The following is a 21,950-nucleotide window of genomic DNA, read 5'->3' on the forward strand; positions in this document are numbered from 1 at the left end:
CGACTAGGTCGCCTCCGGCGGCCGGGTCTCGTGGATGGCCAGCTCCTCGGCGGTCGCCCCGCCACCGGCCGAACCGGCGTCGTACGCGACGTTGTCGGTCTCCTGGTCGGTGTGGGCGCCCTCGTCCGGCTCGACCAGCCGGCCCACCTCGGCGTCGGCGATGCTGCCGAGCTGCCCGTGGTCGTAGATCGAGACCGGCGAGCGCGGGTCGGAGGTGGGCCCCGGGTCGATCACGTCGGCGTCGAGCTGGGCCTGCGCGGCGGCCTCCTCGCTGTCCGCCTCGGCGGCGATGCCCGGGTCCACCGGGCCCGCGAGGGGGTCGTCGGCCGGACGCTCGTAGCTCTCCCGCTGGAGCTTGTAGTCCAGCGACTCGCCGTCGAGCTGCTCCTCGGCGGTGGTCCCGAACCGGTCCACCGCCACCGGCGTGCGGTCCCCGGGCAGCTGGGCGGGCTCCGGTCCGTCCGCCTCGCGGCCGGTCAGGACGTCGTCGTTGGCGGTCGAGTCGTCGTCGGCGGTGTCGGGCAGCCCCTCCGCCTCGGGGTCGGACACGGGGGTCGGGTACTCGTCGTCGCGCATGGCTGAGCACTACCCACTGCGCTGCCCGGATTAACCGGATCGAGGGCCGAGGATCGGGAGCAAAGGGAAGAAACACCCCGGCCGGGCCCGGCCGCGCCCCCGGTCAGCTCCGGTGGGCCACCTCGTCCTCGGGATGCAGCACGCACCAGACGACCTTGCCGTCCGGCAACGGGGTGCTGCCCCAGCGCCGGGCGACCGTGTCGATCAGCAGCAGGCCCCGGCCTCCGGCCGAGTTGAGCGGGGCCAGGCCGGCGTACGCGGGCAGCCGGGAGGAGTGGTCCCGGACGGCCAGGTGCAGCGAGCTGTCCCGCGGGGCCACCCGGACGGCCATCGGGGTGCCCGCGTGGGCCACCACGTTGTTGACCATCTCGGTCACCGCGATGCACGCCGGCTCCGCCAGCTCCGGCACGCCCCACCGGTCGCAGCCGTCGGTCACCAGCGCCCGGGCCTCCCGGGCCGCGCCGACGGTCGGCAGCAGGTCGGCGTTCAGCACCGCGGCCAGCGGCGCCCCGGCCAACTCCTCCTGCGCCTCGTCCAGGGTCGCCCGGACCGGCGCCCCCTCCCGCGCGGCCGCCGGATCCAGCACCAGCAGGTCGGCGGCGGGCCAGTCGGCCACCACGCGGCGCACCTCGTCGAGGACGGCGCGGGCGGCGGGCTCGGCCACCCGCAGCCGGGTGAGATCGGCGATCACCGGGCCGGGCCGGGCCCAGAGCCGGGCCAGCAACGCGTCCCGGACGGCGTCGACGGCGGCCAGGTCCAGCACGCCGGTCAGCCTGACTACCGCAGACGATTCGTCCGTCTCCACCAGGCAGCGCACGTCCGTCGGCATGATCGTCCCATTGTGCATGCCGGGTCCGGGCCGCGCATCCGACCGGTCGATGCGGTTCATCAGCGGTCCGTCCGGGCCCGGCGGTTGATCGCCGCCATCGTGCCGACGGCGGTGCCGGCCGCCGCCAACCCGAAGGCGGCGGTCACCCGGACCAACTGCCGCCGCCGGCCCTGCCAGCCACCGAAGCGCTCCGCCTCGGCGTCGTCCCGGAAGACGTTGCCGGTGCTGTCCAGCCGGACGCCCGGCCCGAACTGGGTCCGGTGGGTGTACCAGCCGAGCGCCCGCTCGGCCAGCGCCGGCGCCAGCCGCCACTGCAGGCCGAGCAGCCGCGCGGCGCCGCCCGCGTACGCCTCCCGGCGCGGCCGGCGCAGCAGCCGCACGATCGTCTCGGCGACCACCTCCGGCGGGTACACCGGCGGTGGTGGGGTCAGCTCGTGGCCGCTGTGGTTCGCGGCGTGCCGGAAGAACGGGGTGTCGATGGTGGCCGGCAGCACCGTGCAGATGGAGATGTTGCCCCGACCGGTCACCCGCAGCTCCTGCCGCACGGTGTCGGCCAGCCCGCGGATGCCGTGCTTGGTCGCGTTGTACGCCGACTGGTAGGGCATCGCCACCTCGGCCAGCACCGAGGCGTTGTTGACGACGACCCCGCCGCCGGCCGCCCCCAGCCAGGGCAGCGCCGCCTTCGTCCCGTACGCCGTGCCGAGGAGGTTCACCGCCACCACCCGCCGGAACTCCGCCACCGGGATCTCGTCGAAGAGGCCCACCGCGCTGACCGCGGCGTTGTTGACCCAGCCGTCGATCCGGCCGAACTCCGCCGCCGCGCGGGCGGCGAGCCGCTCCACCGCCTCCGGGTCGGTCACGTCGGTCGGTACGACCAGGACCCGCCCACCCAGTTCCCGGCAGCGCGCGGCGACCCGCTGGAGGACCTCCTCGCTGCGGGCCGCGAGCACCACGTCGGCACCGCGACGGGCCAGCGCGTACGCGGTCTCCGCGCCGATGCCGCTGGAGGCGCCGGTGATGACGACCGTGGCGTCGTCGAGGTTGCGGGTGAGAGGCATTCTTCGCCGGTACCCCCGGTCCGGGTGGGTCATGCGGATCCGGGCGCCCCGGATCCCGGTCGCGCCCGGCCGAGTTCGCTCCGCCGGTCCGGTCCCGATCTGCCAGGTTTCGGCTCACCAGCGCCGGGTTAATGGGACCCTCTGACCGGGAGGACCCACCGCTCGCTAGAACGCATGGAGGTGCACCATGCGCGTCGGCCTTGTGTGCGCGCACGCCGGCCCGTCCAGGCAGGTCGACGGTCCGACCGTCGGCACGCACCAGCACATCGCCCGGGTCGCCGCCGAGCTCGCCGACCGGGGCCACGACGTACGGGTCTACGAGCGCCGCGACTCCGCGGGGCAGCCGGAGCGCGTCGAGGTGGACGGCTACCGGCTGGAACGCGTGCCGGTCGGCCCGCCCATCCCGCTGCCCACCGCCGCACTGGTCCCGCACGTGGCCGAGTACGGCCGCTGGCTGGCCGAGCGGTGGTCCGGCGACTGGACCCCGGACGTGGTGCACGGGCACTACTGGGTCGGTGGCCTGGCCGCCGCCCACGGGGTGCGGGAGACCGACATCCCGGTCGTGCAGACCTTCCACTCGCTCGGCGTCGAGCAGCTGCGCCACCTCGGCGGGCAGTACGACGGGCCGGGGGAGCGGATCCCGCTGGAGCGGGCGCTGACCCGGGCGGTGGACATCGCGGTCGCGCAGTGCAACGACGAGGTCGACGAGCTGACCCGGATGGGACTGCAACGCACCTCGGTGGCGATGGTGCCGACCGGCGTCGACACCGGGCAGTTCCACCCCGACGGCGAGGCGGCGCCCCGGGACCAGCGAGCCCGCATCCTCTCCGTCGGCGGGCTGTCGCCCGGGCACGGCCAGGAGGACCTGGTCCGGGCGATGCGGCTGGTCGGCGACGCCGAGCTGGTGATCGCCGGCGGGCCGCCCGCCGAGCAGCTGGCCGACCACGCCGAGGCGCGGCGGCTGCGCGAGCTGGCCGAACGCACCGGGGTGGCCGACCAGGTGAAGCTGGTCGGCGCGGTGCCGCACGACCAGATGGCCACCTGGTACCGCTCGGCCGACGTGGTCGCCTGCACGCCGCACTACTCGTCCGCCGGGCGGGTGTCGCTGGAGGCGATGGCCTGCGGGGTGCCGGTGGTCGGCTACGCGATGGGCGGGATCGCCGACGCGGTGGTGGACGAGGTGACGGGCAAACTGGTGCCGCCGGGGGACGTCCGCGCGCTCGGGGTCACCCTGCGCCGGCTGCTGGCCGACAACGCCGGGCGGTTCGCGTACGGGCACGCGGCGGTCGACCGGGTCCGCTGCAGCTACACCTGGGAGCGGACGGCCGGCGCCCTGGAGCGGCTCTACGAGCGGGTCATCGGGCGGCGCAAGCCGGTCGAGAAGCCCGCCGAGAAACCGGTCGAGAAGCCCGTCGAGGCGGCCTGACGCCGGTACGGCGGGCCGCCTCCGGCGGCGTGTTCGGTCAGCGGCGGGGACGGGCGGCGGCCCCGGCGCCGATCATCGGGCGCTCCCGCTCGCGGGCGACCGCGTGGTGGTGCTGCGGTTCGGCGTACCGGGTGAGGCCGACCACCGACGCCAGCGTGATCAGGAAACCGACCCCGGCCAGCCACTCCCGGCCCGGCCAGATCCGGTCGTTGAGCAGCAGCAGGCCGATGATCGCCGCGGGCACCGCCCCGGCGGCGTCCATCGCGGCCACCGCCGCGGTGGTGGAGCCCCGCTGCATCGCCAGGCCGAGGAGCAGTTGGCCCACCACCGAGTGGGCGATCAGCAGGTAGAGCAGCGGGTCCCGGACGAACGCCTCGGCGGAGTCCGCCGAGGCCAGCGGGCGGGCGGCCACCGCGGCGGCGGAGAACGCCATCCCGGCCAGCGAGCCGAGCGCCACCGAGCCGGGCGCCCCGTGCAGCCGGGCCGCGAAGAAGCCGGCCACGGCGATCACCCCGACCGCCACGGTCAGGCCGATCAGACCGGCAGTGCCGAGCTGCCGGGAGGGGGCCGGCTGGGCGGCCAGCACCAGTGCGGTGATCCCGCCGAAGAGGAGCGCCAGCAGCGCCACCTCGGCGGCCGGCAGCCGCCATTTCAGCACCAGCACCCCGAGTATCGCGGTCACCCCGAGCCCGGCCGCCACGCTGGCCTGGACCAGGAAGAGCGGCAGGTCCCGGCGGGCCAGGAAGGCCAGCACGAAACCGGTGACCTGACAGATCAGCCCGACCAGGTACGTCCGGTGGCTGGCCAGCCGCAGCAGCAGCCCCGGGTCGAAGGTGTGGTGCACGGTGGTCCGCGCCGCGGCGACGGACTGGAGCAGATTGGCGAAGCCGTACGCGACGATCATGGCCGCGAGGAAGCACCAACCGGAGGACACCACCTGGCGAGGATAGAGGCAACCGGTCGGTCAGCGCGCGGCTGGCTCTCCCAGCCGCTCCAGGATGTCGGCGTGGAGGAGGCCGTTGGTGGCGATCGCGCTGTTCTCCCCGCCAGCCGGCGCCGGTCGACCGGCCCGGTCGGTGACCGTGCCGCCGGCCTCGGTCACGATCGGCACCAGCGCGGCGACGTCCCACAGCGACAGCTCCGGCTCCACCATCACGTCCAGCGCCCCCTCGGCCAGCAGCATGTAGCCGTAGAAGTCGCCGTACGCCCGGCTGCGCCAGGTGTGCCGCATGACCTGCAGGATCGCGTCCAAGCGGCCGGCGGACTCCCAGCCGGTCAGCGACGAGTAGCAGAAGCTCGCGTCGGCGAGATCCTTGACGCCCGAGACCCGGATCGGTGCGCCGGAGGCGGCGTCCGGGCCGGCGTACGCGCCCGCGCCCGTCGCGGCCCACCAGCGCCGGCCCAGCGCCGGGGCGGAGACCAGGCCGAGCACCGGGCGGTCGGACTCCAGCAGGGCGATCAGGGTGGCCCAGACCGGCACGCCGCGGACGAAGTTCTTGGTGCCGTCGATCGGGTCGACCACCCAGCGCCGCCCGTCGGGCCCGGCGGCCGGCTGCTCGCCGTACTCCTCGCCGAGCAGGCCGTCACCCGGCCGGTGCTCGGCCAGCAGGGCGCGGATCTCCCGCTCGACCGCGGTGTCCGCGTCGGAGACCGGGGTCAGGTCCGGCTTCGACTCGACCCGCAGGTCGAGGGCGCGAAACCGGTCCGTGGAGATGGCGTCGGCGGCGTCGGCGAGCAGGTGGGCGAGGGCGAGGTCGGCGGCGTACCCGGTCATGCCGGAAACGGTAGCGGCGGACACCGGGTCAGGACCCGGCGGGCGGTGCGTCCGGCCCGCGCTGGTCACCCTCGCCGGGCCCGCGGTGGTCGACCTCCCCGCGCTGGTCGCCCTCCCCGCTGCGGGAGGCCAGCAGCCGGCGGTACGACGCCAGCCGGCGCGGGTCGGCCTTGCCGGCGGCCACCCAGGCGTCCAGCGCGCAGTGCGCCTCCTCGGCGGTGTGCTGGCAGTTCGCCGGGCAGTCGACCGTGGCCTCCACCAGGTCGGCGAAGCCGTGCAGCAGGCTCTCCGCGGAGACGTGCGCCAGCCCGAAGCTGCGTACCCCGGGCGTGTCGACGATCCAGCCGGGATCGCCCTTCGCGCCGGTCGTGGGCGGCAGCCGCAGGGCCACCGCGCTGGTCGAGGTGTGCCGGCCGCGGCCGATCGCGCTGACCGTGCCGACCGCCCGCTCGGCCTCCGGGACGAGGCGGTTGACCAGCGTCGACTTGCCGACCCCGGAGTGCCCGACCAGCACCGAGACGCGCCCGGCGAGCAGCGCGCGCAGGGCGTCCAGGTCTGAGTCGGGCCGGATCAGCACGTACGGCAGCTCCAGCTCGGTGTAGTAGCCGAGCACCGCCTCCGGGCCGGCCAGGTCCGCCTTGGTCAGGCAGAGCAGCGGCTCGATGTCCGCGTCGTACGCGGCTACCAGGCAGCGGTCGATGAACCCGGTGCGCGGCGGCGGGTCGGCCAGCGCGCTGACGATCACCAGCTGGTCGGCGTTGGCCACCACGACCCGTTCCAGCCGGCCCTCGGCGGTGGTCGCGTCGTCCTCGGCGGTGCGCCGCAGCACCGACCTGCGCTCGGCGATCCGGACGATCCGGGCCAGCGACCCGGGCGCTCCCGAGGTGTCCCCGACCAGCCCGACCCGGTCGCCCACCACCACCGACTTGCGGCCCAGCTCCCGGGCCCGCATCGCGGTGATGATCGGGTCGTCCGGCCCGGCGTCCGGTCGTACGCAGGTGTAGCGGCCCCGGTCCACGGCGATCACGAAACCGTCGACCGCCTCGGCGTGCCGGGGGCGGGTGCGCGTACGCGGGCGCGACGACTTCCCGGGCCGGACCCGCACGTCGTCCTCGTCGTACTCGCGCCGTTTGGTCGCCAGGACCTGCCCCCTGTCGCGTCAGCTCTTGCCGGTCACCATTCCTGACCATAGCGCCGGAAACTCGGGCATGGTCTTGGAGGTGCACGCCACGTCGTCCACCTCGATGCCCGGTACGGCCAGCCCGGCCACCGCGGCGGCGTGCGCCATCCGGTGGTCGGCGTACGTCCGGAAGGTCCCGCCGCGCAGCGGGCGGGGGCGGATCTCCAGCCCGTCGGCCGACTCGGTGATGTCCGCGCCGAGCGCGGTGAACTCCTGGGCCAGCGCGGCGATCCGGTCGGTCTCGTGGCCCCGGATGTGCCCGACGCCGGTCAGCCGGGACGGCGAGTCGGCGAGCATGGCCAGCGCGGTCAGCGCCGGGGTCAGCTCGCTGACGTCGGAGAGGTCGGCGTCCAGGCCGTGCACGGCTCCGGTGCCCCGCACGGTGAGCCCGCCGGTGGTCAGCGTCACCTCGCCGCCCATCCGGTGCAGCAGCGCACGGAGCTGCTCGACCGGCTGCATGCTGCTGCGCGGCCAGCCCTGCAGGGTCACCTCACCGCCGGTGACCAGCGCGGCGGCGAAGAACGGCACCGCGCCGGAGAGGTCCGGCTCGATCTCCCAGCCGCGCCCGCTCAGCGGCCCCGGCTCGACCGTCCAGACGTCGGGCACGCTGTCGTCGACCGCCGCCCCGGCGGCGCGGAGCATCTGGACGGTCATCCGCAGGTGCGGCGCGGAGGGAACCGGCGGGCCCTCGTGCCGGACCACCACGCCCCGGTCGAACCGCGGGGCGGCCAGCAGCAGCCCGGAGACGAGCTGGCTGGAGGCGGAGGCGTCGATGACCACCTCGCCGCCGGCGACCCGGCCGGCTCCGAGGACCGTCAGCGGCAGGCTGCCGGTGTCGGGCGTGTCGATGCGTACGCCGAGGGAGCGCAACGCCCCGATCAGCGGGCCGAGCGGGCGGACCCGGGCCTGCGGGTCGCCGTCGAAGGTGACCCGCCCCTCGGCCAGACCGGCCACCGGCGGGAGGAAGCGCATCACCGTGCCGGCCAGGCCGACGTCGACGTGCGCCGGGCCGACCAGCCGGTGCGGCCGGACCAGCCAGCGGTCGTCGTCGGAGATCGACATGTGCGCGCCCAGGGCGCGCAGGCCGCCGGCCATCAGCTCGGTGTCCCGGGCGCGCAGCGGCCCGCCCAGCGTCGACGGGCCACCGGCCAGCGCGCTGAGCACCAGGGCCCGCGCGGTCATCGACTTGGAACCGGGCAGGCGCAGCGTCGCGGCGACCGGGTCGCTGGCGGTCGGTGCGGTCCACGGCTGCGGCGGCCGGGTCGCGGTCGGATTCCCCACGGTTACATTCTGCCAAGTCCGGCAGCGCATGGAGCCGGCCGTGGGGCCCACTCCCGGTTGGCGGGACAGCCGGGACGCCGTCGGGGCGTTAGCGTGTGCCCCATGTGCGGGAGGTACGCGACGACCCGGAGCGCGGGCGACCTGAGCGCGCTGTTCGAGTCGTACGACGAGACCGGCGGCGCGGTCGGCCCGGACTTCAACGTGGCCCCGACCGATCCGGTGCCGCTGGTCCGGCTGGCGCCCGAGGGGCACCGCACGCTCTCGGTGGGCCGCTGGGGCCTGGTCCCGCACTGGTCCCGCAGCGCCACCGGCGCGGCCCGCATGATCAACGCCCGGGCCGAGACGATCGCCACCAGCCGGGCGTACGCCCCGTCCTTCGCCCGCCGCCGCTGCCTGGTCCCGGCCGAGGGCTGGTACGAGTGGGTCCGCGAGGCCGGCGGCCGCCGGCAGCCCTACTACATGACGCCGGCGGACGGCTCGGTGCTCGCCTTCGCCGGCATCTGGTCGGTGTGGGAGGCGGCGGGCCGCGCCCTGCTCACCTTCAGCGTGCTCACCACGGCGGCCGTCGGCGAGCTGGCCGAGGTGCACGACCGGATGCCGTTGCTGCTCCCCCGGGACCGCTGGGCGACCTGGCTCGGCCCGACCGAGGAACCCGCCGCGCTGCTGGTCCCGCCGCCGGCGGACTGGCTCGCCGGGTTGGAGATCCGCCCGGTCTCCCCGGCGGTGGGCGACGTCCGCAACGACGGTCCCGGCCTGACCGTCCGGGTCCCGCTCGCGCGCGAGGAGGCCGACTCGGAATTGACCCTGTTCTGATCACTGTCGGCGCATTGTCGTGTGCTGATTTGCCGGGGTTGCGCCTGAAACGTCGCCCGGTCTTTTAGCCATCTTTACCGCAGAGTCTTGTCCCCGCGTCCGCAAGTGCGATAGAACACAGCGCCGGCGGTGGGCGTCGATTCGCACGGGGCGGATGACGCCCATCGATCCTTGGTGATCTTGCCGGTCCCACGGGGGAGGTGGGTGGATTTGACACGGGCACGTATGCCCCGCCCGCACGAGGTGGCCGCCGCACGACGAGATCCGCGACTGCTGCGGGCGTTGCGCGAGCGGCGACAGGACGAGGCGTGGCGGACCAGAGGGACCTGCCAGAGCGTGGACCCGGAAACCTTCTTTCCGGCGCCCAACGAGCCGGCCGACGCGGCCGTCACGCTCTGCCGCAGTTGTGACGTCCAGGGCTCCTGCCTCGCCTGGGCGCTGGAGGTGGGGGACTGCCACGGCGTCTGGGGCGGCACCACGCCCCGCGAGCGCCGGGCGATGCTCGTCGCCTGGCGCAGCGAGGTGCAGCCGGATCCGGACGCGGTCGACGAGGCCGGCCCGCCGGTCCGGGACCGCCTGCTCACCCTGGTGCCGCTCAGTCGCTGAGCTGATCGGGTAGGCCTCGCCGCCCGCCTCGCAACCCTGGAGGCGGGCGGCGACGTCGTTTCCGGCCCGGGCGCCGGCCCGGGTGGGTGTGCGGCGAGCGGCCGCCGGGTCGGGTCGGCCGGCGTCGGCGGAGAATGGGCCGGTGCGGCACAGCGACGAGACCGACACCCCCCGCGGACCGGCCCGGGTCGACACCGACCTGCCCGCCGGTCCCGTCAGCACCGCGCTGGTGCTCGGGCACGGCGCGGGCGGCGGGGTGGACGCCCCGGACCTGCGCGCCGTCCGGGACGCGGTGACCGCCGCCGGGGTGGCCGTGATCCGGGTGACCCAGCCGTACCGGGTCGCCGGTCGACGGGCGCCGGCGCCGGCCGGGCAGCTCGACGAGGCGTGGACGGCGGTGCTGGCCGCGCTCCGCGAGCGCCACCCGACCGTGTCCGACTGGGTGGTCGGCGGGCGCTCCAGCGGCGCCCGGGTCGCCTGCCGCACCGCCGGGGCGGTCGGCGCGAGCGGGATCGTCGCCCTGGCCTTCCCGCTGCACCCGCCGGGCCGTCCCGAGCGCTCGCGCGCCGCCGAGCTGGCGACCGGGCTGCCCACCCTGGTGGTGAACGGTGACCGGGACCCCTTCGGGGTGCCGGAGCCGGGACCGGGCGTCGAGGTGGTGCTCCGCCCGGGCGAGCGGCACGACCTGCGGGGCGACCCGGCCGCCACGGCCGCCGTGGTGCGCGACTGGCTGCGTGGGCGGGGCTGGACACGCCGCTGAACGGGGCCCGGGGAAATCGTCTGCCCCGGACGGCGGGGAGGGATCACGCCCGGGCGTGACCGGGGGCGGCGGCGGGTCGTTGCTACGGATGGTGCCGGATGCACCGGTTCGGGCATTCGGGACCATCCTCCCAGGCCCTTCCTGGTCCCAGCGTCGGTCGCGGCCGAGGCGGGGACCAGGAACGGCGGGGGTGACGGAATGTGTCGCCCCACTGCGCGGTTACTACCCCTGGACGACATTTCCAGCCGAGGGGGGTGACCGGTGCCGACCGAGACACGGGGCCGGGAGCGGGACAAGCGGGACGCGCGGCAGCTGAGGCGGCTGCTGGACGCGCCGGAGTGGCCCGCCGAGGCGCCGGCCGCGGTGAGCACCAGCACACCGGCCGGAAGTGAATCTACGGACAGCTCCGTACGCGTATCCTCGTCGAGGAAGCATCCGACGCGAGGGGATGTGCGGTTGACCACCGAGAAGACGGACGAGCGCAGGGCCCGCTTCGAGCGGGACGCGATGCCCTTCGTCGATCAGCTCTACGCTGCCGGACTGCGGATGACCCGCAACCTGGCGGATGCCGAGGACCTGGTCCAGGAGACGTATCTGAAGGCGTACGCGGCCTTCCACCAGTTCGAGCAGGGCACGAACCTGAAGGCCTGGCTCTACCGGATCCTGACCAACACCTACATCAACTCCTACCGCAAGCGGCAGCGCCAGCCGATTCAGGCGCCGACCGAGGAGATCACCGACTGGCAGCTCGCCGAGGCCGAGTCGCACACCTCCAGCGGGCTGCGCTCGGCGGAGACCGAGGCGCTGGACCGCCTGCCGGACAGCGACGTCAAGGAGGCCCTCCAGCAGCTGCCGGAGGAGTTCCGCATGGCGGTGTACCTGACCGACGTCGAGGGCTTCTCCTACAAGGAGGTCGCCGACATCATGGGTACGCCGATCGGCACGGTGATGTCGCGGCTGCACCGCGGCCGACGTAATCTGCGCAAGCTGCTCGAGCAGTACGCCGCGGAGCGGGGCTTCTCGTCCGCGCCGTCGTCGAAGGGTTCGACCGCCGCCGCCGGCCGGGAGGTGTGACCGTGAGCTGTGGAGAGCCGCACGAGACGGACTGCCGCGAGGTGCTCGCGGAGGTGTACCTCTACCTGGATCTGGAGTGCGCGGACGAGCGCCGGGTGCTGATCCGGACCCACCTCGACGAGTGCGGGCACTGCCTGCGCGAGTACGGCATCGAGCAGGAGGTGAAGGCGCTGGTCGCGCGGTGCTGCGGCAACGAGACCGCGCCGGCGCAGCTGCGCGAGCGGCTGCGGGTACGCCTCACCGAGCTGGTGGTCTTCGAGAGCACCGAGTCCCGCGAGCTGGCGGACTGAGCGCACGCCGCACTGAGCTGACAGAAACCGGTGGCCCGGGTCGGATCCGACCCGGGCCACCGGCGTGTCCCGGCCCGGGGCCGGGGAGCTGCTGATCCTCCAGGCGGGCACGGGCCCGCCGACGATCAGGAGTTGGGGCGCTTGCCGTGGTTCGCGTTGCTCTTCCTCCGGGCCTTCTTCCTACGGGCCTTCTTCGCCATGCTGTGCCTCCTTGTGCTGGTCACGGTCCGACCGCGGGCGAGCGCGGCGGAGGTCGCGTACCGGTCCTCCGGGCGTCCGGGGTCCGACGAGCTGATGCTAGTGCGGGTTGCCTCGCCCATGGTCCGGCGGGGCCGAAAGCGGCGTGCCGGCCGCTCCGCGTCCGGCGTGACCCGGGTCATGATTGGATACCGTTCGCAGGCACACCGGTGGAGAGGGAGGGCCGTGACATGGCCGAGGAGATCCGCGCCGAGATGGTGGCGAACGTCTGGAAGGTCGTCGCGACGGCCGGAGACACCGTGTCCGAGGGGGACACGCTGGTGATCCTGGAGTCGATGAAGATGGAGATCCCCGTGATCGCCGAGTCGGACGGCGTCGTCCAGCAGATCGCGGTCAACGAGGGGGACGTCGTGCAGGACGGCGACCTGATCGCGGTGATCGGTTGACCGGCCTCACCGTCCGTCGGGCCGACCCGGCCGACCACCCGGCGGTGGCCCGGCTGACGGTCGCCGCCTACGAGGCCGACGGGCAGCTCAAGGGCGAGAACGGGTACGCCGTGGTGCTCGCCGACGTGGCCACCCGGGCGGAGACCGGCGAGGTGCTGGTCGCCGTCGACACCGGCACCGGGGAGGTGCTCGGGGCGGTGACGTTCGTGCTGGCCGGCACCCCGTACGCGGAGCTCTCCGGGCCCGGCGAGGCGGAGTTCCGGATGCTGGCGGTCGACCCGGCGGCGCAGGGCCGTGGCGCCGGGGTGGCGCTGGTCCGCGCCTGCGTGGCCCGGGCGACCGAGCTGGGCTGCTCGGCGGTGGTGATCTGCGTACGCAGCGGCATGGCCGTCGCGGCGCACCGGCTCTACCAGCGGATGGGCTTCGTCCGGGTGCCGGAGAAGGACTGGTCCCCGCTGCCGGGGGTGGAGCTGCTCGGGCTCCGGCTGGACCTCACCGGCGACTGACGGCGCCCGTACCGGCCTCCGGGCCGGCCCGGAGGCCGTACCGCGCCGGTGACCGGCGGGTCAGCCGGCCTCGCCGATCTTCGACAGCAGCTCGTCGGCGACCTCGAGAGCGATCTTCTTCCGCTCCTCGTCGGTGATGTGCGGGGCGCGTACCGCGAACCAGCTGCTGTGCACGGCGAACAGGGTGAGCGCGGCGCGGAGCTGCGCGGCGGGCGAATCGTCGCCCCGGCACAGCTGGTCGGCGAGGCCCAGCATCCGTTCCCGCATCTGCATCCCGGCGGCGAGGCTCTTCAACACGGTCTGGTTCTGCTCGAAGAAGCGCATCACCGACGGCTGCTCGCTGGCGAATATCGCGTCGGCGTACCGGGTGATCAGGGCCCGGCGGGTGGCCAGGGTGGCCGGTTGCGACCGGGCCCAGTCGATCAGCTCGTCCATCCGGTGCAGCCGGTCCTCGACGAAGCTGTTGACGATCTCGTCCTTGCTCTTGAAGTGGTAGTAGAGGGCGGCCTTGGTCACACCCAGCCGCTCGGCGATCTCCCGCAGCGAGGTCTTCTCGTACCCCTGCTCGGTGAAGAGCTCCAGCGCGACGGCCTGGATGCGTTCCCGCGTGCCGCCTGTGCTCTCCCTCACCTGAACCACCCAACTCACTTGACGGTTTTCTGCTGTCCAACTTACCGTGCGGCTAGTAAGGTGACTAGCCGGGCGGCAAGTAAGTGCGACACATCTCCGGGGGAGCTTACCCATGACTCAGGAAACCCAGGCGACGGCGAGACCCAACATCCGGGTCGTCCTGTTCGGTCTGATGATCGCGATGATGCTCGCGATGCTCGACAACATGATCGTCAGCACCGCGCTGCCGCGGATCGTCGGCGAATTCGGCGGCGTCGACCACTTCACCTGGGTGGTCACCGCGTACGTGCTGGGCACCACGGTCTCCACTCCGATCTGGGGCAAGCTCGGCGACCTGTACGGCCGCAAGGCCGTCTTCCTCACCTCCGTGGTGATCTTCCTGATCGGCTCCGCGCTCTGCGGCATGTCGGGCTCCGGCATGTTCGGCGGCGCCGACACCGGCATGATCGAGCTGATCGCGTTCCGGGCCGTCCAGGGCCTCGGCGCGGGCGGCCTGATGGTCGGCGTGATGGCGATCATCGGTGACCTGGTGCCGCCGCGCGAGCGGGGCCGCTACCAGGGCATGATCGCCGGCATCATGGCCATCGCCATGGTGGCCGGCCCGCTGGTCGGTGGCTTCATCACCGACAACCTCTCCTGGCGCTGGGCGTTCTACGTCAACCTGCCGCTGGGCGGCGTCGCGCTGCTGGTCCTGGCCACCACCATGCACCTGCCGAAGTACCGCACCGAGCACAAGATCGACTGGCTGGGCGCCGCGCTGCTCTCGGTCGGCATCACCGCGATCGTGCTGGTCACCACCTGGGGCGGCAACGAGTACGACTGGACCTCGCCGCAGATCCTCGGCCTCGCCGTCCTCGCGCTGGTCGCCCTGGTCGTGTTCGCCGTCGTCGAGCGCCGCGCCGTCGAGCCGATCCTGCCGCTCGGGCTCTTCGCCAACCGCAACTTCGCCCTCATCTCGGTGATCGGCTTCCTGCTCGGCTTCGCGATGTTCGGCGCGATGAACTTCCTGCCGCTCTACCAGCAGACCGTGCAGGGCGCCTCGGCCACCAACAGCGGCCTGCTGTTGCTCCCGCTGATGTTCGGCATGCTGGTGGTCTCGCTGGTCGTCGGCCGGACGATCACCAAGACCGGCCGGTACCGGATGTTCCCGATCGTCGGCGGCGTGGTGATGACCGCCGGCATGTTCCTGCTCAGCCGGCTCGACGTCGACACCAGCAAGGCCGAGTCCTCGGTCTACATGGTCGTGCTCGGCGCGGGCATGGGCTTCCTGATGCAGACCTCGATGCTGATCGCGCAGAACAGCGTCGAGCAGAAGGACCTCGGCGCGGCGAGCGGCGGAGCCACGTTCTTCCGCTCCATCGGCGGTTCGTTCGGCATCTCGCTCTTCGGCGCGATCTTCGCCAACCGGCTCGCCGACTCGGCGGCTGGCAGCGCGTTCAGCGGCGGTGGCGGTGAGGGCGGCCGGATGGACCTCGAGCAGCTCAAGGCGCTCCCGGCGCAGGTGCGCGAGCTGGTGCTCGGCGGACTGTCCGACGCCATCTCGCACGTCTTCCTCTGGGCGGTCGTCTTCACCATCGCGGTGCCGGTGCTCGCCTGGTTCATCAAGGAGGTCCCGCTGCGCTCGGCCAACGACGCCCCGCCCGCGGACGCCACCCCCGAGGAGCAGGCCGAGACCGCCCTGGGCAAGGCCCCGGTCGCCTGACGCACGCTCCGCGGCCACGCCGATCCCACCCGGGGTACGGCGTGGCCGCGGTCGTTTCCAGCGCGTTGGTCAGGGGCGCCAGAGGAGGGCGGCGAGGCGGCGCCAGAGGCGGCGCAGTGCCCCCGGTCGCTGGTGTGGGTCGGCGGCCGGGATGGCGGCCAGCTCGCGGGCCAGGGCCTTGGTCGTCTCGTCCAGCGCCGGGGTGGCCAGGGCCAGGTGGGCCACGGAGGTGGCGATCGGCACCCGGCGTTCGCGGGACACGGCCGCCACGTCGGCGAGGCGTTCGGCCACCGCCCGGGCCACGTCGGGGCGTACCGCGGGATCGACCCAGGCGGCGGTGACCAGGGCGAACAGCGCCGCCTCGGTGATCCAGTCCTCGACGCCCCAGACCAGTTCCAGCAGCACCCGCCGCCGGGTGGACTCCGCCCACGGTTCGTCGGTGCGGTGGTGCAGCAGGCCGAGGCAGGCCCAGACCTGCACGCAGCGCACCCAGAGCGAGGGGTCCTGGCCGGCGAGCACCCGGCCCAGCGCGGTCGGCGGCGCCTTGGGCGGGTGCACCAGCAGGGCGAGCAGGTCGGCCAGCTCCAGGGTGGCCAGCCCCACCGCGGCGTCGTAGGCGGCCGGTGGGTGCGGCCACGCCGGGTGGGCGAGCTGCCGGATGCGTTCGGCCGCCTCGGCCGACGGGACCGGCAGGGTCGGCGCGGCGTGGGTGCCGTCGTACCGCCAGAGCTGGCAGGTGGTGGCGCGGCGGGGCTGGCGGGGGTCCGGGTCGGTCACCTCGGTCACCTCGACGTCGAGGCCGGGCACGGCCGCCGCGACGGTACGCATCGCGCTGGGCGGCTCCAACGCGTCCAGCCGTACGGCGAGCCGGGCGGCGCCCTCGGCGGCGAGGGCCTGCCGCAGCGCGTCCAGCATCGGGCCGCCGGCCGGGGTGACCTGCCCCAGCCAGGGGCGGCTGCGGCAGCACTCGGCGAGGTCGCCGTGTTCGTGGCTGTCGTCGGGGTGGTCCCGGCCGAAGTCGGCGAGGGCGACCAGGTGGGCCACGTCCCCGTCGCGCTGGAAGCGCAGCCGGTGCGCGGTGTGCACGGCGCAGTCGAAGGTGGGGTCGCGGGCCAGGGCCCGGTCGATCCAGTCGAGCGCCTCGTCGAGCCGGCCGGCGTCGGCGAGCGTGCCGGCGATGTCGGCGTAGACCGCGAGGTCGTCGGGGTCGTGCTCGACGGCGCGGCCGAGCGCGGCCAGGGCGTCCCGGGTCCGGCCGGCGCTGCGGTACGCGTACCCGAGCCAGACCTCGCCGAGTTTGGTCGGCTCCGCGCGTACCCCCCGGGAGGCCCAGGTGACGGCGAGGGCGACCGCGCCGATCCGCCGGGCCAGCGCGGACGCCGCGCCCAGCAGCAGCGGGTGGCCGGGGTGCACGGTGACCGCGTTGCGGGCCAGGGTGAGGTACGGCCGCAGCGGGTCGCGGAGCCGTCGGGGCACCGGGTCGGGGGCCGCCGCGCAGATCTGCATGAGGATCCGGGCGGTCCGCTCGGGTTCGAGGCGTTCGGGCAGCTCGGGGGCGGTCACCCAGGGCACGCCCGCCCAGTCGGCGCCGGGCGCGTAGCCGGTGGCCGCGGCCAGCAGGTCGAGTCCTTCGGCCGGTCGCCCGGCGGCGGCGAGCAGGTGCGCGCGGGCCACCACCGCGCCGACGAATGCGTGGTGTCCCAGCGGGAAGAGATCCAGGTCTCCGCCGCTGGCCGCGGCGACCCGGGCCAGGATCTCGTGCACCTCGGGCAGCGTGGGGGCCTGGACGAGCGCGGCGGCGACGTGGTCGGCGGCGTGCTGGAGATCCCCGTCGCCCAGCGCCAGGCGGGCGAGCGCGAGCTCCCCCTCCGCGGAGAGCGCGGAGTCGTCCGTTCCGTCGGGCACGTCGTCCTCTCGGTGAGTCGGTTCGCCAGCCGGGCAAGCCTAGGGGATGGTGCGTCGATTCGGTGATCCACTGCGCATTGCTGTTCGTTACATTGCTCGTGTGGGCGCAAAGGTGCAAGACTGAGCACCGATCGCGCGACATTCGCGCAGGGGGGAGTTCTCCGTGACCCGTCCAGGGGCCGGCATGGCCGCCGACATCGACGAGCAGCCGGCCGGCTACGACCGCCTGCTCTCCGCCGAGCACGCCGGGGCGATCGCCCGGGTCGCGGCGGTGATCGCCGAGCGCCGGCCCCGGCACGTGGTCTTCACCGCCCGCGGCACCTCCGACCACGCCGCCCTCTACGCGGCGTACCTGACCGAGATCCGCCTCGGCCTCCCCGCCGGCCTCGCCTCGCCGAGCGCGATCACCGTCTACGGCGCCCGGCCCGACCTCTCCGACGCCCTCGTCGTCGGGGTCAGCCAGAGCGGCGGCTCGCCCGACCTGGCCGAGGTGCTCCGGGTCGCCCGGGCCTCCGGCGCGCTCACCCTCGCCGTCACGAACGCGCCCGACTCCCCGCTGGTGGAGACCGCCGAGCTCGCCGTCGACATCGCCGCCGGGCACGAGCGGGCCGTCGCCGCCACCAAGACGTACACCGCCGAGCTGCTCGCGCTGCTGATGCTCGTCGAGGGGGTACGTGCCGGCGACGGCGTGCTGCCGGCCGAGGAGCAGGCCGCCCTCGCCGCCCTGCCCGAACTGGCCGAGCGCACCCTCGCCGACGCCACCCCGGCCCAACTCGCCCCGCGCTACCGGTTCGCCGCCCAGCTCGTCACCACCGGCCGGGGGTACGCGTACCCGACCGCCCGGGAGGCCGCGCTGAAGCTGATGGAGACCTCGTACCTGCCGGCGCTCGCCTTCTCCGGCGCCGACCTGCTGCACGGCCCCCTGGCCATGACCGACCCGGACGTCCCGGTGCTCGCCGTCGTCGGCTCCGGCCCCGGCGGGCGGTCGATGGGCGAGGTGCTGCCCCGGCTCGGCGAGCGCCGCGCCGACGTGGTGGTGGTCGGCTCCGCCGACGTCGAGGGGGCCACCCGGATGGCCGTCCCCGAGGTCGACGAGCGGTACGCCCCGCTGCTGGACATCCTCCCGTTGCAGCGGCTGGCCCTGGCCCTGGCGCTGACCCGGGGCGAGGACCCGGACGCCCCGCGCGGGCTGAAGAAGGTCACCGCGACGATGTGACCGCCGGCGTGGCACGCTGTGTCTCGTGTCCACGCTGCGCGACCTCGCCGAGGAGCACACCCAGCTCCGCCCGGCCGACATCGACCACCTGCACCGGATCGCCGGGGACTGGCAGCTGCTGTCCGACCTCTCCTTCGCCGACCTGCTGCTGTGGGTGCCGGTGGACGGCGACGGGACGTTCCTCTGCGTCGCCCAGGTCCGCCCCACGACCGCCCCCACCGCGTACCTCGACGACCAGGTGGGGCGGATCGTCGGCGGGCCGGAGGTCGCGCACCTGGAGGTCGCCCACCGGCAGGGCCGGATCTGGCGGGAGGGCGACCCGGTCTGGTACGGCGACGTGCCCGCCCGGCACGAGGCGATCCCCGTCCGGCTGCGTACCGCCGACGGGGAGAACGGCGAGGTCGTCGCCGTGGTCGGGCGGGACACCAACCTCTCCACCGCCCGCACGCCCAGCCAGCTCGAACTGAACTACCTGACCACCGCCGACGACCTGGCCCAGATGATCGCCGACGGCACGTTCCCGCCGCCCCGGCACCCCGGCGAGACCACCTCCGCGCCCCGGGTCGGCGACGGTTTGGTCCGCCTCGACGCCAACGGCAAGGTCACCTACGCCAGCCCGAACGCGCAGTCCGCGTACCGCCGGTTGGGCTACGCCTCCCACCTGGTGGGTGAGGACCTGGCCAAGCTGCACCGCCGGCTGGCCGGCGACCCGCTGGAGGGCACCGACGCGGCGAACGCCATCCTGGCCGCGCTGCGCGGGGACGCCCCGCCCCGGCGGGAGATCGACGCCCGGGGCGCCACCATGCTCACCCGAGCCTTGCCGCTGATGCCGGCCGGCGTGCCGATCGGCGCGCTGGTGCTGGTCCGCGACATCACCGAGGTACGCCGCCGGGACCGCGCCCTGATCACCAAGGACGCCACCATCCGGGAGATCCACCACCGGGTGAAGAACAACCTCCAGACCGTCGCCGCGCTGCTCCGCCTCCAGGCCCGCCGGGTGTCCATGCCCGAGGCCCGGGTCGCCCTGGAGGAGTCGGTCCGCCGGGTCGCCTCGATCGCCCTGGTGCACGAGACGCTCTCCATGTCCAGCGACGAGGCGGTCGAGTTCGACGGGATCGTCGACCGGGTGGCCAGCGCGGCCACCGAGGTCGCGGCGACCGAGGTGACGGTCGGAATGCGCCGCAAGGGCAGCTTCGGCGTGCTGCCCGCCGAGATCGCCACCTCGCTGGTGATGGTCCTCAACGAGCTGCTGCTCAACGCCGTCGAGCACGGCTTCCCGCCCGCCGGCGAGGAGGGCGCGGTCGTCGCCGACGGGGACGGCAAGCCCGAGGTGGTGGTGTCCGCGCACCGGTTCCGCAAGCAGCTGCACGTCTCGGTCGCCGACAACGGTCGCGGCCTGCCCGAGCAGTTCGACGCCGAACGCGGCGGCCGGCTCGGCCTGCAGATCGTCCGGGCGCTGGTGACCGGCGAGCTCCGCGGCACCATCGAGCTGCGCAACGGCGCCACCGGCGGCACCGAGGCCGTCCTGGTGGTCCCCCTCGCCCGCGGCTCCGCCGACCGCCTCACCCCCTGATCCGCCGCGTGGCGCCGGGTCGGGGCGTCGCGCAACTGCCGGGAAGTCGCGGTATCGGGGCCCGTTTTCACCCCCACCTCCCGTATGTTGCGAGGCTGTCGACGGCCCGGGGGGCTCGCGGCGGCCCACGGGCTCCCCGCGAGCGGCGGGCTGCCGGCAGGCCGTGCGGTGGGACGGCGGGATCAGCGGGTGAGCAGGGCGACGGTGAGGCCGGGGCGCGGCCAGACCTGGCGGACGGTGAAGCCGTCCCGCAGCGCCGCGCCCTTCGCCCCCGGCACGGCCGCCGCCGGGTCGCTCCGCCACCCGGCGACCACCAGCCAGACCCGGCCCGCGCCGGCCAGGCACTCCGCCGGCCGGTCGCACTCGCCGGCCCAGAGGTCCGCGCGCTGCCGCTGGTCGCAGACCACCAGCACGTCGCGGGGCTGCCGGGACCCCAGGTGGTACGCGGTGCCGAGGTCGAGGAAGAGCCAACTCTCCCGGGGGGAGAAGACGATCACGTCGCCGGGCTGCTCATGGTCGGCGATCACCCGGGCCACCCCCCGGTAGTCGACCGTGGCGCTGCGCGGCCACTCGTGCGTACGCCGCAGCCCCGCCTGGTCGGGCAGGCCGAGCAGCCCGGCCAGCACCACCACGGCGAGCGCCGGCGCCAGCCGTACGCCGGCCGGCGCCGCGCCGGCCAGCAGGCAGCCGAACGGCACGGTGAAGACCAGGTAGCGCGGCACCCACAGCGGCACGACCACCCCGGCGGCGAAGACCAGCAGCACCGGCAGCAGCACGCAGGCCGCGGGCAGCAGGGCCCGCCGGCCGAGCCGTCCGGCACCGAGCGCGGCGAGACCGAGCAGCAGGCCGCCGACCGCGCCGCTCTGCGCCACGCCGCCGGGGAGCGCCGCCAGGTCGGTCAGCCGGGCGGGGTCCACCCAGTCGAGCTGCCGGGACCGCTGCCCCCGCGCCACCAGCACCAGCGGACCGACCAGCAGCACGGCCGGCACCAACGCCACCAACCACCGCAACAGGGCGTGACGTCCGGCCCGCCGCACGCCGCCCAATCCCTCGCCGCCTGGTCGGGCGTCGCCAGGTTGCCCGTCGCCGGGCGGTTCGACGTCGGGCCGGTCATCGGCCGGCGGGTCGTCCCTCCGACGGCTGTCGGCGGGCCGCTCGGCGCCATCCGGGGGAGTGTCGAGGCCGGCGGCCGCCGGGTCGCGCCACTGGACCAGCAGCACCGCGACGGCGTGCGCGGCGAGCAGGGTGAGCGCGATCAGGTGGGTCAGGCCCAGCGCGGCGACGGCGGCGGCGTAGCCGGCCCAGCGGGCCCACGACGGGCGACGCAGCGCCTCGACCAGCAACAGCGTGGCGAGCACGGCGAGCAGCGTGGCCAGCGCGTACGGGCGGGCTTCCTGGGCGTACCGCGAGGTGCCGGGGAGGACGGCGAGGAGCAGCCCGGCCAGCAATCCGACCCGGGCGTCGACCAGCCGCTCGCCGAGCCGGGCGGTCAGCCCGGCGGTGGCCGCCATGGCCAGCACCGACGGCAGCCGCAGCGCGGTCGTCGAGTCGCCGAACAGCGCGATCCAGCCGTGCATGAGCAGGTAGTACGGCCCGGTGGCGGCGTCGATGGTGCCGGCCAGCCGGACCAGGTCGCCGACCGGCCGGGTCGCCGCGCTCCAGGTGGCCAGCTCGTCCCGCCAGAGCTGCGCCCGGCTCACCCCGGTGAGGCTGACCGCCAGCGTGAGCGCCGCCGGCGGCAGCCAGACCAGCCACCGTCGGTTGCTCCTGGCGGGAGCGGCCGCGCCGCTGGCCCGTCTCGGCTCCGAAGGTGCGGTCACATGTCGCAGCGTCACACAGCCGGACGGCCGGGCGGGCTGGTCCGCCGATTCGCGCGCGGGGCTCGGCTGCTCCCGCCGCCGACCGAGGGCGCGGCACGGTAGCACCCGGGGACGGGCGGTCCGTGATGTGGGATCACACACGCGGTCATTGGCCGGTCAACCGGGGGTGTGGGAGCATGGCACTCATGACCGCCGCTGTCGTCCGCCGCTTCGTGGCCCGTCGCCACGTCGATTACGGCCGCGTGCGCAGCGCGATCTGTCCGGCCAACTGACGACGCCCGACCCAT

General features: G+C 74.7%; 21 protein-coding genes. 11 read left to right on the forward strand and 10 right to left on the reverse strand.

The window, feature by feature from the left end:
* Nucleotides 1-3: 3 nt before the first annotated feature.
* The 3 genes from ACFOYX_RS20870 to ACFOYX_RS20880 all read right to left on the reverse strand — a co-directional run bounded on the left by ACFOYX_RS20870 (nt 4) and on the right by ACFOYX_RS20880 (nt 2,463).
* Nucleotides 4-576 (reverse strand): DUF5709 domain-containing protein, encoded by a 573-nt coding sequence (locus tag ACFOYX_RS20870; protein ID WP_109801224.1) that lies wholly within the window; start codon nt 574-576, stop codon nt 4-6.
* A gap of 103 nt (nt 577-679) precedes the next feature.
* Complete coding sequence (locus tag ACFOYX_RS20875; protein ID WP_322441263.1) at nt 680-1,405, reverse strand: ATP-binding protein; 726 nt, start codon at nt 1,403-1,405, stop codon at nt 680-682.
* Nucleotides 1,406-1,464: 59 nt separating this feature from the next.
* Nucleotides 1,465-2,463 carry an SDR family oxidoreductase gene (locus ACFOYX_RS20880; RefSeq protein ID WP_322441264.1) on the reverse strand — a complete coding sequence of 333 codons (999 nt, stop codon included), beginning with the start codon at nt 2,461-2,463 and terminating at the stop codon, nt 1,465-1,467.
* Between the two features lie 187 nt (nt 2,464-2,650).
* Here ACFOYX_RS20880 and ACFOYX_RS20885 point away from each other — a divergent pair, with 187 nt between their 5' ends.
* On the forward strand, nt 2,651-3,889 hold the full coding sequence (locus tag ACFOYX_RS20885) for a glycosyltransferase (protein WP_109801222.1): 1,239 nt from the start codon (nt 2,651-2,653) through the stop codon (nt 3,887-3,889).
* A 37-nt stretch (nt 3,890-3,926) separates the two neighbouring features.
* Here the strand turns inward: ACFOYX_RS20885 and ACFOYX_RS20890 are convergent, their stop codons facing one another.
* The 4 genes from ACFOYX_RS20890 to aroA form a co-directional block, all read right to left on the reverse strand.
* A complete protein-coding gene (locus ACFOYX_RS20890; RefSeq protein WP_322441330.1) occupies nt 3,927-4,793 on the reverse strand; it encodes a hypothetical protein in 867 nt (288 codons plus the stop codon).
* A 60-nt stretch (nt 4,794-4,853) separates the two neighbouring features.
* Nucleotides 4,854-5,663, reverse strand: a complete 810-nt coding sequence (hisN, locus tag ACFOYX_RS20895; RefSeq protein ID WP_322441265.1) for a histidinol-phosphatase — start codon at nt 5,661-5,663, stop codon at nt 4,854-4,856.
* 28 nt (nt 5,664-5,691) lie between these two features.
* Nucleotides 5,692-6,615, reverse strand: a complete 924-nt coding sequence (rsgA, locus tag ACFOYX_RS20900) for a ribosome small subunit-dependent GTPase A (RefSeq protein ID WP_377534279.1) — start codon at nt 6,613-6,615, stop codon at nt 5,692-5,694.
* Between the two features lie 207 nt (nt 6,616-6,822).
* Nucleotides 6,823-8,124 carry a 3-phosphoshikimate 1-carboxyvinyltransferase gene (aroA, locus tag ACFOYX_RS20905; RefSeq protein WP_322441266.1) on the reverse strand — a complete coding sequence of 434 codons (1,302 nt, stop codon included), beginning with the start codon at nt 8,122-8,124 and terminating at the stop codon, nt 6,823-6,825.
* A 102-nt stretch (nt 8,125-8,226) separates the two neighbouring features.
* Here aroA and ACFOYX_RS20910 point away from each other — a divergent pair, with 102 nt between their 5' ends.
* The 7 genes from ACFOYX_RS20910 (at nt 8,227) to ACFOYX_RS20940 (ending at nt 12,817) form a co-directional block, all read left to right on the forward strand.
* The gene (locus tag ACFOYX_RS20910) at nt 8,227-8,937 is read left to right on the forward strand and encodes an SOS response-associated peptidase (protein WP_322441267.1); all 711 of its coding nucleotides are present in this window, start codon (nt 8,227-8,229) and stop codon (nt 8,935-8,937) included.
* Nucleotides 8,938-9,147: 210 nt separating this feature from the next.
* A complete protein-coding gene (locus ACFOYX_RS20915) occupies nt 9,148-9,543 on the forward strand; it encodes a WhiB family transcriptional regulator (protein WP_109801218.1) in 396 nt (131 codons plus the stop codon).
* 142 nt (nt 9,544-9,685) lie between these two features.
* Nucleotides 9,686-10,303, forward strand: a complete 618-nt coding sequence (locus ACFOYX_RS20920) for an alpha/beta family hydrolase (protein WP_322441268.1) — start codon at nt 9,686-9,688, stop codon at nt 10,301-10,303.
* Nucleotides 10,304-10,564: 261 nt separating this feature from the next.
* On the forward strand, nt 10,565-11,377 hold the full coding sequence (locus ACFOYX_RS20925) for a sigma-70 family RNA polymerase sigma factor (RefSeq protein ID WP_322441269.1): 813 nt from the start codon (nt 10,565-10,567) through the stop codon (nt 11,375-11,377).
* Between the two features lie 2 nt (nt 11,378-11,379).
* Nucleotides 11,380-11,667 (forward strand): mycothiol system anti-sigma-R factor, encoded by a 288-nt coding sequence (gene rsrA / locus ACFOYX_RS20930; protein WP_109804214.1) that lies wholly within the window; start codon nt 11,380-11,382, stop codon nt 11,665-11,667.
* A gap of 428 nt (nt 11,668-12,095) precedes the next feature.
* Nucleotides 12,096-12,311, forward strand: a complete 216-nt coding sequence (locus ACFOYX_RS20935) for a biotin/lipoyl-binding carrier protein (RefSeq protein ID WP_109804212.1) — start codon at nt 12,096-12,098, stop codon at nt 12,309-12,311.
* On the forward strand, nt 12,308-12,817 hold the full coding sequence (locus ACFOYX_RS20940) for a GNAT family N-acetyltransferase (protein ID WP_322441270.1): 510 nt from the start codon (nt 12,308-12,310) through the stop codon (nt 12,815-12,817). The genes ACFOYX_RS20935 and ACFOYX_RS20940 overlap by 4 nt, the downstream gene beginning before the upstream one ends.
* 60 nt (nt 12,818-12,877) lie before the next feature.
* Here ACFOYX_RS20940 and ACFOYX_RS20945 read toward each other — a convergent pair whose 3' ends face one another.
* Entirely contained in the window at nt 12,878-13,447 is a 570-nt protein-coding gene (locus ACFOYX_RS20945) for a TetR/AcrR family transcriptional regulator (RefSeq protein ID WP_109804210.1), read from the reverse strand.
* A 112-nt stretch (nt 13,448-13,559) separates the two neighbouring features.
* Here ACFOYX_RS20945 and ACFOYX_RS20950 point away from each other — a divergent pair, with 112 nt between their 5' ends.
* Nucleotides 13,560-15,149, forward strand: coding sequence for an MDR family MFS transporter (locus tag ACFOYX_RS20950; RefSeq protein WP_322441271.1), 1,590 nt, complete (start codon nt 13,560-13,562; stop codon nt 15,147-15,149).
* Between the two features lie 69 nt (nt 15,150-15,218).
* On the opposite strand, the gene ACFOYX_RS20955 is transcribed toward ACFOYX_RS20950, so the two are convergent.
* Complete coding sequence (locus tag ACFOYX_RS20955) at nt 15,219-17,054, reverse strand: tetratricopeptide repeat protein (protein WP_322441272.1); 1,836 nt, start codon at nt 17,052-17,054, stop codon at nt 15,219-15,221.
* A 184-nt stretch (nt 17,055-17,238) separates the two neighbouring features.
* Here ACFOYX_RS20955 and ACFOYX_RS20960 point away from each other — a divergent pair, with 184 nt between their 5' ends.
* Together ACFOYX_RS20960 and ACFOYX_RS20965 are read left to right on the forward strand one after the other, a co-directional pair.
* On the forward strand, nt 17,239-18,270 hold the full coding sequence (locus tag ACFOYX_RS20960) for an SIS domain-containing protein (RefSeq protein ID WP_109804207.1): 1,032 nt from the start codon (nt 17,239-17,241) through the stop codon (nt 18,268-18,270).
* A gap of 25 nt (nt 18,271-18,295) precedes the next feature.
* Nucleotides 18,296-19,843: a sensor histidine kinase gene (locus tag ACFOYX_RS20965; RefSeq protein ID WP_109804206.1), complete on the forward strand. Its 1,548-nt coding sequence runs from the start codon at nt 18,296-18,298 to the stop codon at nt 19,841-19,843.
* Between the two features lie 182 nt (nt 19,844-20,025).
* Here the strand turns inward: ACFOYX_RS20965 and ACFOYX_RS20970 are convergent, their stop codons facing one another.
* A complete protein-coding gene (locus tag ACFOYX_RS20970; protein WP_377534250.1) occupies nt 20,026-21,663 on the reverse strand; it encodes a glycosyltransferase family 39 protein in 1,638 nt (545 codons plus the stop codon).
* Between the last annotated feature and the right edge of the window lie 287 nt (nt 21,664-21,950).

The organism is Micromonospora sp. GCM10011541, assembly GCF_042650725.1.
GTDB classification, from domain to species: domain Bacteria; phylum Actinomycetota; class Actinomycetes; order Mycobacteriales; family Micromonosporaceae; genus Micromonospora; species Micromonospora sicca.